The sequence below is a fragment of the Paracoccus sp. L-17 genome (assembly GCF_056857655.1).
In genome coordinates, this window is the sequence record NZ_JBSXNM010000025.1 from 78,081 (window position 1) to 90,575 (window position 12,495).

Annotated in this window: 7 protein-coding genes and 3 pseudogenes; 5 read left to right on the forward strand and 5 right to left on the reverse strand. The window is 66.0% G+C overall.

Annotation, left to right across the window (positions count from 1 at the left end; genetic code table 11):
- Positions 1-7,257: a hypothetical protein gene (locus AC13CR_RS03090; protein WP_482900396.1), complete on the reverse strand. Its 7,257-nt coding sequence runs from the start codon at positions 7,255-7,257 to the stop codon at positions 1-3.
- A gap of 434 nt (positions 7,258-7,691) precedes the next feature.
- Positions 7,692-8,357, reverse strand: a complete 666-nt coding sequence (locus tag AC13CR_RS03095) for a DUF1045 domain-containing protein (protein WP_292979029.1) — start codon at positions 8,355-8,357, stop codon at positions 7,692-7,694.
- 149 nt (positions 8,358-8,506) lie between these two features.
- Here AC13CR_RS03095 and AC13CR_RS03100 point away from each other — a divergent pair, with 149 nt between their 5' ends.
- Positions 8,507-8,668, forward strand: coding sequence for a hypothetical protein (locus tag AC13CR_RS03100; RefSeq protein WP_292956089.1), 162 nt, complete (start codon positions 8,507-8,509; stop codon positions 8,666-8,668).
- Here AC13CR_RS03100 and AC13CR_RS03105 read toward each other — a convergent pair.
- Genes AC13CR_RS03105 through AC13CR_RS03115 form a run of 3 tightly spaced genes read right to left on the reverse strand, consistent with a single transcriptional unit; the run spans position 8,665 to position 10,238 of the window.
- Positions 8,665-8,838, reverse strand: coding sequence for a hypothetical protein (locus AC13CR_RS03105; protein ID WP_446232406.1), 174 nt, complete (start codon positions 8,836-8,838; stop codon positions 8,665-8,667). The two genes, AC13CR_RS03100 and AC13CR_RS03105, sit on opposite strands and share 4 nt — an antisense overlap.
- A gap of 39 nt (positions 8,839-8,877) precedes the next feature.
- Complete coding sequence (locus AC13CR_RS03110) at positions 8,878-9,057, reverse strand: hypothetical protein (protein ID WP_293013966.1); 180 nt, start codon at positions 9,055-9,057, stop codon at positions 8,878-8,880.
- The gene (locus AC13CR_RS03115; RefSeq protein ID WP_446236367.1) at positions 9,054-10,238 is read right to left on the reverse strand and encodes an IS701 family transposase; all 1,185 of its coding nucleotides are present in this window, start codon (positions 10,236-10,238) and stop codon (positions 9,054-9,056) included. The genes AC13CR_RS03110 and AC13CR_RS03115 overlap by 4 nt, the downstream gene beginning before the upstream one ends.
- A 153-nt stretch (positions 10,239-10,391) precedes the next feature.
- Between AC13CR_RS03115 and AC13CR_RS03120 the strand changes: the two are divergent.
- From AC13CR_RS03120 to AC13CR_RS03135, 4 genes and pseudogenes are all read left to right on the forward strand, one after another.
- Positions 10,392-10,678: pseudogene (locus AC13CR_RS03120) on the forward strand (carbon-phosphorus lyase complex subunit PhnI); the annotation flags it as partial.
- Positions 10,675-11,283 (forward strand): HAD family hydrolase, encoded by a 609-nt coding sequence (locus AC13CR_RS03125; protein WP_293015198.1) that lies wholly within the window; start codon positions 10,675-10,677, stop codon positions 11,281-11,283. The pseudogene AC13CR_RS03120 and the gene AC13CR_RS03125, both read left to right, overlap by 4 nt.
- A 47-nt stretch (positions 11,284-11,330) precedes the next feature.
- A pseudogene (locus AC13CR_RS03130) lies at positions 11,331-12,231 on the forward strand (alpha-D-ribose 1-methylphosphonate 5-phosphate C-P-lyase PhnJ).
- A 54-nt stretch (positions 12,232-12,285) separates the two neighbouring features.
- Positions 12,286-12,495: pseudogene (locus tag AC13CR_RS03135) on the forward strand (IS110 family transposase); the annotation flags it as partial.

A 12,495-nucleotide genomic window follows, 5' to 3' on the forward strand; every position in this document is an offset into this window, starting at 1 on the left:
TCAGTCCTCTTCCTCCCATGGCGCGCGGGCCAGCGTCTCGGCCAGGATGGGATAGCGCGCATCGCTGGCCCCGGCGCCGTCCAGATAGGGTAGCGGGAAGGCGCGGCGGACCAGATCGGCCTGCAGGATCTTGCCGCGCGAGCCGGGTTTCAGGGTCATCAGCAGACGTTGCGCGCCGGGAGCGTGGATCAGCCGGTCGATGATCGCGTCGCCGCCCGGCCCCTCGGCCACGTTCAGCCATTCCTGCGCGACAAGTTCCAGCCGCGTGACCGGTGTTTCGTCATCGCTCGCGATCTCTCGTGGCAGCATCCTTGTGCGGCGCAGGGGTTCGGATGCGTCGATCAGCACGGCGGCAGGGGCGGGCTGAGCGGCGGGGCCGGCCTGTTCCCAGAAGATCACGATGCGCGGGCGATCCGGCACCGGCATCGGTTCCAGCCCGGCGGCGATCATGGCGCTGTCGAGTTCCGGACCCTCGGGCTGACGGGCGGCGAATTGCACGCCGATCGCCTGCATCGCGCCCGGCGCCACGGCGCGATGTTCGGTGCGGGTGGCGGCGAATTGCAGCGCGAAGTCCTCGGTCGAGGCAAAAGCACCGGTCGAGAAGGGCTTGCGCAGCACGCGCTGGCCGGTGGTGTTCGGCGCGGCGCCGATATCGACGGCCTCGATATCGAGGACGTAATCGGTATGGGGGTCCATCGGGATCGGGATCTCCAGCATGGAATGGCGGGCGCGCGTCTCATCGACGGCGATACAGGGTCCGGCCTCTTTCAGAAGTTCGGTCAGCACTGCCTCGAAGGGCGACAGATGGGTGGCCGAGACAGGCTCCAGCGTGGCGTCGCCGATGGGCAGGGGGTGCTGCACGCCCGGCTCGTCAACCTGGCGGAACGATGCCGCCTTCAGGCGTGCCCGCAATTCCTTGCCATAGGCGGCATAAAGCTGATCCACATCGTTGGTATTGAAGACCAGCTTGATCGCCTCGTGGCCGAAGACATGCTGTTCCTTTTCGTCGGGCAGGGTGCACAGCATCCACGGATCCAGCCGCGCCGGCGCGCTTGCATCGGTGCGGAACCAGAAGGTTTCGGTCTGGTCCGTCTCGGTCTGCACCTGTCCTTCCGAATTGCGGACCTGCACGCCGGTGACGGTCGTCACCTTGTAGGTCTTGCCCGGCAGCATCAGCGCGACACTGGCCGAATCCGGTCCGAGGAAGCTTTCGACAACGCCGCGGTTGCGGGTGATCTGGGTTTCGTCCCAGTCGCTGCGGCTGAGTTCGGACATGCGGGTCAACTCGATCCCGGCGATGTAATAGGGCCGGCCAAGCTGTTCCATCGCCGTCGCGGTCTTGAGGTCGGAATAAAGAACGCCGATGCGGACCGCCTGCGTTCCGGCGGGCGGCTTCAGCGTCACCAGAACCGGCACCCGCCCCAGGATCGTGTTGGCATAGAGAACGGCGTGGAAGACATCCTCGATCCACGGGCCGGCCATGTCGATCCAGCGCGGTGGCAGCAAGGTGCCGGGCATCAGCATGTCGGACAGGAGCACGGGACGTTCGTCCAGAACGGCGCCGTCGTCGTCAAGGTAATGGATCGTCAGATTGCGACCGCGCCCGGATTCCTTGTTCAGCAGCCGTTCATTGGCCCACATCAGGATCACGCCCTCGGCGATCTCGCCTGTGGCCAGGTCGATCACGTCCGACAGGGGACCGTGCTTGTGGCCGATCAGATCCAGTTCGGCGGCGATGCTTTCGGATTTGCTGCGATCGCCGAAGACGACCGGCTGACCGGTATCCCACAGCGGCGAAGCCAGCACCCGACCGTCGCAATTCGGCCCGTCTGGATTGGATCCGCCATCCCCGTTATCCGTCAGGCTGGCGGCCAGCGAGGCGCGATGGACCGCGCTGCCCTGGGCAAGGTTCTGGACCACCTGGGACAGGGTCAGCCGCGGCACGTCCAGCCGGTCGTTGCGGCGCTTGCCGGTGCTGCCCTCGGTCGCCGCGTTCAGTCGGGCGGTCTCGGCCGCGAGCCGGTCCGGGAAGCGGCCCGGCGCCGCGCCCGTGCCGAGGCTGGTAGCCCGGCTTGCGGTTTCGGCCAGCGGCGGCACGAGGATGCGGTCGCGGCCGGCGCGGATCAGGTCCGCCAGCGGTCCGGTCAGCATCGCATCGGCAAGGCGGCGATTGCCGCCGGCGCCGGTATTTCCGTCCTGCCGGGGCAGGCAGCGGACCTTGCCGCCCTGCACGATGGCAGGGACGATGCCGCGCGCGCGGTCCAGATCGCGATCGCCGGTGCGCCAGGTCTCGCGAACCTCGAGAATGTCGTCGGCGGGCTCGGACCGCTCGGTCCCGCCCGGGTCGGGCCAGGCCACGCCCTTCAGCCGCCACCCGCTTTCCGAAGGTCCAAGCGGTTCATCGTTGAAGGTCCACAGCACGGGCGCGGCCGGCGCGGCGTCGTTGCAGATCGTGCCCCAGCGTTCGAGGATGGACTGTTCCTGGAATTCGGTGCGCTCCAGCGCCTTGGGCGCGGGGTTCGGCGTCCAGTTCAGCAGCGCCAGCTGCGCCGCCAGATTGGCGTCGGCGGGCGCGTTCTGGGTCCACCAGACCGAAGGCGCCGACCCGCCGCCGATGGCCGGGCCGCCATCGGCGGTTTCCAGCGTCACCGTCTTCAGATCGTAGCGATAGGAAAAATCGCCGCGCTTGACAAAGCCGTCGGCAGGCGCGCCGGGCGAGCCCAGAACATCTTCCCCGAAGATCGTCAGCGCGTCGTCGCGCGGCGTCGCCGACATGACCATGACCGGAATGGAATCGATCGGCACCACCGGCATCGCATCGGCCGCGGGCTGGGCGGTCGCCGCCACCGCATCACCGATCTTGGCGTCGATCTTGCGATCCGTGCCGGTGCCCATGGCCAGCGCCGGCGAACGGCCCACCAGAGAGGCCGCCGTGACCAGTCTGGGCGCCGGCGGCAGGATCTGGTTCTGCTCGCCCAGATGGAAATTGACGCAGCCCTTGAGGGTGAAGAAGAACAGGTCCAGCTCGCCGCAGACCTCGCCGTCGATGCGCGCGATCTCGGTCTTGACCTCGGCGCCGCCGATCACGTCGATGCGCTGGCCGATCTGCACGGCCAGACCGGCCGAGGCCGACAGCGAGATGATGAACAGCTTCAATTCGCCGCGCAGATACAGCAGGCCGCCGACATAGAACGGCTCGAATCCCAGCACCGCGTTAAAGCCTGCGGTCACCCGCAGATAGAGGTTGATCGAGGTGTTGCCCCAGACGATCGAGACTTCCAGCCCGGTTGCCAGGGCGGTTCCCTGCACCTGCGGCAAGGCGGGCAAATTCGACCAGGTGGGTTTGTAGGACGGGATGCCGTGCCCCGACACCATCATGTAGCCGGCGCCGTCGAAGACCTCGAAGATCCGGATCCGGATCGGTCCGGGCATCGGACGGCCCTGCAGATCGCTGCCGGCGAATGTGCCCAGATAGACGTGCCAGTCGCCGCCGGACTTGAGGTTGAAGAAGGCCTCGATGGGGATCTTGAACTCGACGATGGGCTTGATCGAGAAGTCGATGGACAGCCCGATGGTCAGCGTGCCCCGCCCGAAATCCAGGTCGATCACGCACATGAAGGTGCCTTCGGCGTTCTTGTCCTTCAATTCCGGCAGCACCGCCAGAAGCTTGGCCTTGACCATCAGCATGATGCGCGGTCCGGGCAGTTCCAGCAGGAACATGCCCTTGACGTTGAAGATCACCGGCGAGCCCATCGTGCCCAGCGTGATCCCGGCGCCAAAGGCCCAGCGGCCGACCTGCGGCTTCCAGGCCTGAAGGTTCGTGGGATCGCCCTGCGCCCGGTCCTTCAGCCATGTCAGCGCCGGCGTCAGCGAGGTGATGCCGTCCTCGTCCCGCCCGTAATGCATCGCGAAAAGGCCGAGGAATCCGTAGATGCCGAAGCCCGATTGCGCCAGCGGGATCGCGACGGGCAACTCCACCTCCAGCGCGATGGCGACGCCGGTGGCGGGGCCGCCCTGGGCCGCGGGGATCTGGGCCACCGCGACCTGTGCTGCGATGCGCAGCTTGATCGGGATCAGCGAGACGTCGATGCCGCCCTTGATCTCCATCGCGCCGCCGGAATTGTTCATCTCCATATAGCCGCGGCCTTCCAGGACGCCGGGAACCTTGAGCCCGGCGGCGAAGGCTGTCAGTTCGGGCGGTCCCAGCGGGTCCAGCGGCAGGCGGACGCGGGCGCGTTCGACGGTGATCACGCCCAGATCGACGGCAAAGCCCAGGTCGATCTCGAAGTTCAGCGGGTTGGTCCGGGCGATGCGCGCGCCCAGCACCTGCAGGATCTTGCCCAGCGGATCGGGCAGGCGAATCTGGCCCGGCCCCGAGACGTCGATGGTATAGCCCTTGGACTGATCGAAGACCGGCCGCAATTCCCAGCCGGCGGTCGATCCCGGAGGCTGGCCGAATTTCAGCCCGATGGCCTTGTAGCGCACCGCCAGCGGCGTATCGCGCGGGATTTCCAGCAGCAGGAAACCGCCCAGCTTGATCCGGGCCGAAATCGCCGTTTCCACGTCGAACAAGATCACGGTTTCCCACCGGTCGCCGACGCGGCGGAACTTGCCCTCGCCGCCGAACAGCACGACACGTTCGACATTCAGAAGCGGCGTCCCGTCGATGCGGATCTCGGCCAGCGCCGAGGGCAGGGCGATCACGGCGGCCGACAGGATGATGGGCGCGACGCCGCCATCGGCGGGATTGGCGGGCGCGATTTCGGCCAGAAGCGGCGTGAAGATCGTCGTCATGCCAAGGATGTTGCGCGCGGTATTGGGGGCCTCAAGCGCCTGACCCTGCAACTGACCGGTCATCACCAGCCCGTCGCGGTCGTTGGGATCGGCCCCGATATACAGCTTGATCTCGTCGGTCTGGCTGGCCGGATCGGTCTGGTAGAGAAACAGGAAATCGGTGATCCCGTCGGCGGGATTGTTGCCCAGCCCGCGAATGTCGGGGATGGTGTTGCCGCCCGAGGTGTCCATCTGCGATTCCAGCGCGGTTTCGAAATCGACCTGGCCGGACAATTCGACGGCGACGAACTGATCCTGCACGATACGGATCTTCAGCCGTGCCTGGCGGAACCATGGCGGTGGCGGCGGATTGTCGGGCGGCACATCGCGCGCCGGCGGCACCGCGGGGGGCGGCTCGGGCGCGGCGGGGCGTCTCGCCTCGCCCTCGATCACCGGACCGGGCAGGGTCACGGAGAAATCGCGGATATTGGCCTTCCACCATTGCTCGCGCGGGCTGCCATGGGTTTTCCAGCCCGTGGTCCAGGCGCCTGCCGGCTGGGCGCTGGCGGCGACGGGCACGGGCAGGAAATTGACGGTAAAGCCCGACAGCGCCGGATCGTTGCGGATCAGCGCATCCAGACCCTGCGCGCGGCGCTGCGACAGCAGGTAATTGTATTTCGCCTTCTGGTCGTCATTCTCGTAGCTTGCCGTGCCCTCGATGGTGACGGTCTTCGGGGTGATCCGCGCCAGAACCTGCCGCCACTGGGCCAGGAACTGCCGTGCCGGCGGCTTCCAGGGCGCGGTCGCGGCCGGATCGGTCGCCTGATCGGCCGAGGTGTTCAGCGGATTGATCGAAAAGGTCACCACGTCATCGACCGGCGGGTGATCAAAGCGGAAATAGCCGTCGATCGAGGTAATCGTCTGGCCGGGCAGGGCGGCGCGCACCGTCTTAGTCTCGCCCCCCGCCAGAGCCAGGCTCAGCGTGGACGAGGCACCGGCGGGCGCGCCGTCGATCTGCCACTGGGTCGCGGCGTTCGGCGCCACGCCATCGACGCCGATCACCACCCCGCTGCCGCCGTCCGACACCAGGCGCAGCGGCGGCGCGTCCTGCGGTTGCCCGTCGAGCGTGATCGAGGTGGTGCGCAGACTGGCGGCCAGATCGGGCAGCGCGCCGGGCGCAGGCTCGACCGAGATCGCCTGCCGCAGCATGACGCGGATGGACAACACCTTCTGCTTGACCGGGGACGAGGTGTCGCGCGCCGTGATCGTGACCGTCTTGGCGGCCGCGGTCGCCGTCATCGAATGCAGCATTCCGGCGTGATCGGCACCGTCGAAATTCGCGTTGACGGTAAAGGGCGCACGCCCTCCGGTGACATCGACGACCATGCGGGTCGTTGCGGGCAGGCGGGCCTCGGCGGTGGTGTCGGTCAGACGGGTGATGCCGATGGCGCGGCCCTCGGGGTCGAAGAACCGGGCCGACAGGGCCAGATCTCCCGACCCCTGATTGATCACCGCCACATCGAAATCGCCGGTGATGCCCGAGGATTGGCCCAGACCGATCAGCAGGTTTTCGACCCCGGCATTGACGGCGAAATCCTCGGCCCCGTTGGGCGCAAAGAAGATCCGCACCTCGGGCAGGAAGAGCCCGGTCCAGCTTTCGTCAAAGCCGAACTGGTCCAGAACCTCGGGCGGGGTATAGCCGTCGGCCAGATCCAGAAAGGCCGATCGGAAGGCGAAGCCCACAACGCGGCCGCTGCCGATGAAGGCATAGGCGGGCTGCATCCGGATCATCTCGACCGCCGCCAGGTCGCCGGGATCGTCCAGCCCCGCCACACCCAGCGACACCAGCGCCACGTCCAGAACCGCGTTGTTGCCCGAACCCTGCGACAGGCGCAGCTTCACCCTTGGCAGATGAAAGACGACATCGGGGCGCGAATCGTCGGGAACCAGAAGCCCGTTGGCCTCCATCTTCGCCGGTTTCAGGAAAGGCGGACGGATCTCGATTCCCGACAGGACCATGTCCAGCGTGAAGCCGGTTCCGGGATAATCCGAGGGCGGCGCATCGGTCGGAATCGCATCCAGGGCCGAAAGCAGGTTGCGCACCGGCTGAAAGGCGGTGGCGCCACCGGGAACCGAGGCGACGCCCGCCGCCACGATCTGCCCTGCGGCGCGCGGAACGGTCAGCGCGAACTCGACCCGCGCATCGGTGATGTCAAGCCAGGGCTCGCGACGGTCGGGCTGGCTGCGGGGATGGCCTTCGGTATTCGCCGCACCGGCCCGCAAGGTTCCGGTCACGGGATCGTAGCTGGGCGGGTCGACATTGCCGGAAAACCGCGCAATCCCGCGGATTACCGTGCCATCATCGCTGGCCGCCGCCTCGTAGCTTTCCACATAGATCACCGACAGGGCGGCGTGCCACGCCGTCGATTCACCCTTCAGAAGATAGGGGCGGATGAGGTCGGCAAGAGCCAGGTCGAACTGCATCGAAAGCTGCCGTGCTGAAAGACATGCCCCGGAGGGCACCACGAAGAACGAAAAACGCGGATTGGTCACCCGATAAATCAATATTAATACGACAAAATATTTCAGTCAAATTATTTTGCTTGTGCTTAAATAACCTAAACGTTTTTATTGCAGGAGTGTTCTGGAGGAATATTTGATATAGGTTTATCATATCATTGAAGTTCAATCGTAAAAAACGGACCCCGGGATCAAAGTCGCTGGTGGCAGGCTGCGGACGGGCCGGTTCGGGTCGATGATATCGGGCGCAGGCGCATGACATTCTGCTTTGGAAAACGGTCCGGCGCCGGGCCAAAAAAACTTTGCAGGCACAAAGCATTCCTTTCGGGTTGGGATCCGGGCATCGCGGCCGGCTGCCCGATACTTCGTGGCAGCCGGCGTGATCCGGATCGCGCGACTCAGCCCTTCGCTGTTCCGGTCAGTGACCAGACCCCGATCTGGCGAAAGCGGCCGCCCTCGGGCTGCTGAAACAGGCAAAGTCGGTCGATCGGAAAGGGGCGGGGCAGGGCCGGCTGGAGGATCGGGGCCAGCGCGGCCACGATGGCGCGGCCCTCGGCCCCGTCAACGGGACCGGTCAGGGTCAGGTGAAAGCGGAAATCCTCGGCCACATGGGGATAGCCCCAGCGATCGAGATTGCCGCGCTGTCGCGGAGACAGGCTTTCGGGGCGGCGCCGGGCAATTTCGGTCGCGGTCAAGGGCGCACGAAGGTCGTCCAGATGCCGCACCACGGCAAGGGCCAGCCGTGCCAGCGCCTCGGAGGGCGCGACCGGGCGCAGGGCGACGAAACCGGCCTCGCAAGCCAACTGCATCGCGGGCAGCGCGACCGGCGCGAGGCTGGCGCAAAGCCGCTCCATCCGGCTTTCGATCGTGGCGATGCTGCAACCCTCGGCCAGCCGGAACGGCGCCTTGATGGTGCCGTGAAAGCCATAGCGGGCGGGCGCGGCGACCAGATCGCGTTGGGGGCGCGGCAGGCCTGTCGTCCCGATATCCTCGCCCGACAGCCACCGGCCGGCCAGATCGTCCAACTGCCCCGGCGGCGGCGCCCAGTAAATCGCAAGTCTCATGATCCCTCGCTAACCGCTTTGCAAGGCGGACGCATGTCACGGCTGTCGATTCACCCATCCGACGGAACCTTCACGGAACCGTCCCCAAGGCGTCAAGGGATCGTCACGGGACGCGCGCAAGGAATCTTCCGGACAAGGCAGGGGCAGCAATGCGCATCGAGGCCGAGAACATGATCCGCGATTTCCGCGCCATGCGCGCGGTTGATCGCGTCAGCTTCGTCGTCGAGACGCCGATGATGATCGGCATGATCGGCAGGTTGATCCACGGCCAGGCGCGGCGCCGACGCCGCGAGGCGCGTCCGTCCGACTAACCGTCGTGACTGGGCGACAGGGTCACCCGTTCCGCCGCCCACCAGGTCATCCCGCAGGCCGCCAGAGCCACCGTGATCGACTGGCTTTCGCGCAGCCGCGCGGGCAGATCGGGCAACGGATCCGCCGGAAAACAGGCGCGGAACAGCGCAACCGGCCTGAAATCCACCATCGAGACTCCTTCGGCCACATGAACCAGCGCCGCCTTGTACTACAGTTGCGGATAGTGTCGAATTTTTCGGTGTGCGATGGCTGCGGCGACTTGGTGCTCTCGTCGCCATCGTGACCAGTCCCAGATGAAGGCGGCGGTCAGTATTGGGCGCAGCAGCAGGCGCGCGATCAGGTGGCGGATTTCTGGTGTGGTCAGGGTGTTTCGGAGCCGGGTGATCATGCTGCTGCCGTCTGAATCTGCGGACTCGTTTTGTTCGGTTTACTGAAGGCCGTTCGGCGCTGATCGGCGCTGAGGCGTGCAAGAAAGGCGCTTGCGGCCATCACCAGGCTCATGTGCCGATGCCAGCCATGCCAGGAGCGCGCCTCACAATGATCGAGGCCCAGGTCCTCCTTGGCGCGCAGGAAACATTCCTCGATTGTCCAGCGCAGCCCGGCCGCCGCTGCCAGATCGGCCAGGGTCGCTTCGGTGCCAGCATAGGCGAAGTAGTACGCGATGGCCTCCGGGTCACGCAGGTTTCGGCGCGCCAGCAACCAGCGGGAAAAGCCTTCTCTGGCTGTATGGCTGAGCGGCACCCAGGCCCAGTCGTAAAGCCGCGGGCCTTTGGCACCTTCGCCCGCGTTGAGCGGGTGCCAGGCCTCGGGCGGCAGGTCTGCGATCATCGTCGCGGGATCGGTCTGGACCAGATGCCATTCCTCGAGAAACCGCAAGCTGTGGGTCGAGCGCACGGCCAGCACATAAGGCTGCTCGCGATCTTCCAGCATGCGCCGGAACCGATGGTCCGACCCGTAGACTGCATCGGCCAGCACGAAGGCGCAAGGCGTGCCTTCCTCCAGCAGCCGCGCGACCATCTCGCAGGCCAGGGCCGGTTTTGTCGCGAAGTCGACCTCTTCCGGCACATGCGCCCTGGCACGGCGGTCGAGGTCATTGGCCCAGGTCTTGGGCAGGTAGAGCCGCCGGTCAATCAGCGCATGGCCCCAGCGGCTGGCATAGCTCGCGAACACGCCGATCTGGCAGTTCTCGATCCGCCCCGCTGTGCCGGAATATTGCCGCGCGACGCCGACGGAATGCGTGCCCTTCTTCAAAAATCCAGTTTCATCTATAACCAGCACTCCGTCCGGATCGCCAAGGGTTCCCAAAGCATAGCGTCGAACCCGATCGCACAGCGCATCCGCCGACCAAGACGACCGGCCCAGCAAAGACTGAAGGCGGTAAGGTCTCGACAATCCGGCTTCTTCCGCCAGCATCCAACCCGTCTTGCGTTCCACTCCGGACAGCAAGCCGTCAATGAACGCGCCAGCAGAGGCGCGCTGCTCGGATCGTTTGAACGCAGGAGCAATGAACGCCTTCAGCCCATCAAGCGCACTGCGCCAATCCAATGCCGCCGCAGCCCATTCAGACACCGACATCCGCCAAATCCCCCATTCGTTTGGGAAATTGAATCAGAAGTCATCGTAATGCGCAACTGTAGTACTTGGGCAGATTCCGCGCCGAAGCTTCGGTCGCGTCCGAGGGCCGGGTCATCACCACGTCCAGCCGACGCCCCGGCATCCGCGCAGTTCACCCGCGGCTACGGCCTCAGCTTCGGACAGACCGAGCGCAAGGCCCTGTGCGTGGCGCTGGTCGATCGCGCGCTGAGATGGCAGGGACCGGGCAAAGAGGATCAGGACGCCCCGGCACAGGATCCCGAATTCGTGCTGTCCACTGCGACAACATTCAGGCAACCGGATTTCTGGAACATATCAAGCTGCCCCACTATGTCGATTTCCAGTCCGAGCTGGAACTGGTGCGCAGGTTGCGTGCCTCGGCCGGCGAGGCCGGGGCAAAGGGGGACACGACATGAACCGCGCCACGAAAGCTGTCGTCTTCGATATCGGCAATGTGCTGGTCGGCTGGGATCCGCGCCCGGCCTTCGCCCCCGATCTGGATGGACCCGAGGCGGTCGAGGCGTTCCTGACCCGGATCGACTTTGCCCGCCTGAACCTGCGCGCCGATGGCGGGGCCCGCTTCGCCGCGCTTGCCGCCGAACTGGACGATCCCGCCGACGCGGACCGGCTTGCCGCCTATCCGCGCCGTTTCGCCGACACGCTGAGCCCGCCCATCGAGGCCAGCTGGGCCCTGATGGAACGCCTGCGCGAGCGTGGCTTCGCGATCCACGCGATCACCAACTGGTCGGCGGAAACATGGCCCATCGGCGTCGCGGCCCTGCCGCGGCTGGGCCGGGCTTTCGGGACCACCATCGTTTCCGGGCAGGTCGGCATGATCAAGCCCGATCCGGCCATCTTCCGCCTGTTCTGCCAGCGCGCCGGGCTGGCGCCCGCCGATTGCCTGTTCATCGACGACAATCCGGCCAATGTCGCCGCCGCGAAAGGCATCGGCATGGACGGGCTGCCTTTCACCTCGGCCGAGGCGCTGGAAGCCGCGCTGATCGAAAGGCGGCTTCTGTGAGCGATCGGGCCTGTAATTTCGTCCATCTCGACGAGGATACCAAGCGCATGATCCGGCGTGCGATCCTGAAGGCGATCGCGGTGCCGGGCTATCAGGTGCCCTTTGCCGGCCGCGAGATGCCGATGCCCTATGGCTGGGGCACCGGCGGCGTGCAGGTAGCGGCGGCGACGCTTGTGCCCGAGGATGTGCTGCAGGTCATCGACCAGGGCGCCGACGACACCACGAATGCGGTCAGCATCCGCAGGTTCTTTCAGCGCACCGCCGGTATCGCCACGACCGGGTGCACCCGTGATGCCACGCTGATCCAGACCCGCCACCGGATCGCCGAAACCGCCCTGAGCAGCGACCAGATCCTTGTCTATCAGGTGCCGATCCCGGAGCCGATGCTCTTTCTGGAGCCGCGCGAGAGCGAAACCCGCCGCATGCATCCACGCCATGGCCGATTCCGATCTGATGCAGGTGCGGCTGTATGAGGACATCGCCCGTCACGGCGAGATCGCCACCTCCTACGCCTATCCGGTCGAGGTCGCGGGGCGCTATGTCATGGATCCCTCGCCGATCCCGAAATTCGACAATCCGAAACTGGACGACTGCCCCGCGATCCAGCTTTTCGGGGCGGGCCGCGAACAGCGCATCTATGCGCTGCCGCCCCATACCGCCGTGCGCAGCCTGGATTTCGAGGACCATCCCTTTTCGGCCTCCAGGGCCGATCGGGAATGCACCATCTGCGGATCGCGGACCGGCTATCTGGACGAGGTGATCACCGATGACGTGGGCGGACGGATGCTTGTCTTGAGATCGATTCCGGCTCCTGTGCGATACAGGAGCCGCTCTCCGGCACCTCACACATGCCGGAGAGCGGCGGGGGACGGGTCGAAAGGATGGAGGTTCCCAAGGACCGGTCAGAAGTTGGATCGCCCCCGCCTTTCGCATGTCCTGAACGGATAGGTGGGGGATGCTGCGCGCATTGCCCCGTACGACAAGCACAGGAGACGAAAGGCAATGCAGGATACCATCGGCATCGACATTTCCAAAGACACGCTCGACATCCACCGTCAGTCCGACGGCCGGCATGCCCGGTTCGGCAACGACAAGGCGGGTCTCGCGGCTCTGCGCCGCTGGATCGGCAAGACCCCGGTCCGCGTCGTCTACGAGGCGACCGGGCGCTATCACCGCGACATGGAGGCTGCGCTGGATGCGGCGGGCCACGCG

What these genes read in the sequence shown, in the direction of transcription:
- AC13CR_RS03090 (WP_482900396.1), bottom strand. Translation starts at nt 7,257, where the DNA reads ATGCAGTTCGACCTGGCTCTTGCCGACCTCATCCGCCCCTATCTTCTG.
- AC13CR_RS03095 (WP_292979029.1), bottom strand. Translation starts at nt 8,357, where the DNA reads ATGAGACTTGCGATTTACTGGGCGCCGCCGCCGGGGCAGTTGGACGAT.
- AC13CR_RS03100 (WP_292956089.1), top strand. Translation starts at nt 8,507, where the DNA reads ATGCGCATCGAGGCCGAGAACATGATCCGCGATTTCCGCGCCATGCGC.
- AC13CR_RS03105 (WP_446232406.1), bottom strand. Translation starts at nt 8,838, where the DNA reads ATGGTGGATTTCAGGCCGGTTGCGCTGTTCCGCGCCTGTTTTCCGGCG.
- AC13CR_RS03110 (WP_293013966.1), bottom strand. Translation starts at nt 9,057, where the DNA reads ATGATCACCCGGCTCCGAAACACCCTGACCACACCAGAAATCCGCCAC.
- AC13CR_RS03125 (WP_293015198.1), top strand. Translation starts at nt 10,675, where the DNA reads ATGAACCGCGCCACGAAAGCTGTCGTCTTCGATATCGGCAATGTGCTG.